This is a genomic window from Pedobacter sp. MR2016-19 (assembly GCF_014947265.1).
Lineage (GTDB): Bacteria > Bacteroidota > Bacteroidia > Sphingobacteriales > Sphingobacteriaceae > Pedobacter.
On sequence record NZ_JADCNK010000054.1, the window covers coordinates 1 to 660 of the forward strand.

General features: G+C 42.4%; 1 protein-coding gene. It reads right to left on the reverse strand.

Annotated elements, in window-relative coordinates; translation table 11 throughout:
- On the reverse strand, positions 1 to 660 hold a 660-nt coding region (locus IM793_RS24690; RefSeq protein WP_193426175.1), incomplete at both ends, for an Ig domain-containing protein.

Consider the following 660-nt stretch of genomic DNA (forward strand, 5'->3'; position numbering starts at 1 on the left):
GAGAACTTGCGTAGCATACGCAACGCCCTCTGTTCCATCTGGCAAAGTTGCAGCTGGTAATACCAATGGGCTATTTACAATAATGCTATAATTTGTAGTTACCGTTTTTCCATCAGCATCTGTAACCGTAACGGATATGCTATACGTTCCTGGTATTGTTGGTGTACCGGTAATGGCTCTGGTTGATGGATTAAAAGTTAAACCTGGAGGAACACCTGTTGCCGAATAAGTATAAGGCGTAGTTCCTCCGGTTGCACCTGGAATAATCTGTGTAGTATAAACCGTTCCTGTAGTGCCGTCAGCTAAGGTTGCTGTAGGTAACAATAAAGGATCAGTAATTTTTACGGTGTAATTAGAAATAATGGTATTACCGTTTGCATCAACAACCGTAACCGGTATCGTATATATTCCAGGTTGGGTCGGTGTTCCGGTAATTTCTCTTGTTGCTGGATTAAAACTTAAGCCAGGAGGAATACCTGTTGCAGTATAAGTGTACGGCCCTGTTCCACCAGTTGCAGCTGGGATAGTCTGTGTTGGATAAACAGTTCCGGTTAAACCATCAGGTAAAGTTGCTGCCGGTAACAATAAAGGATCAACTACTACAATTGTATAGTTATTGGTTGCTGTTTTTCCATCAGCATCAGTAACCGTTACCGGTAC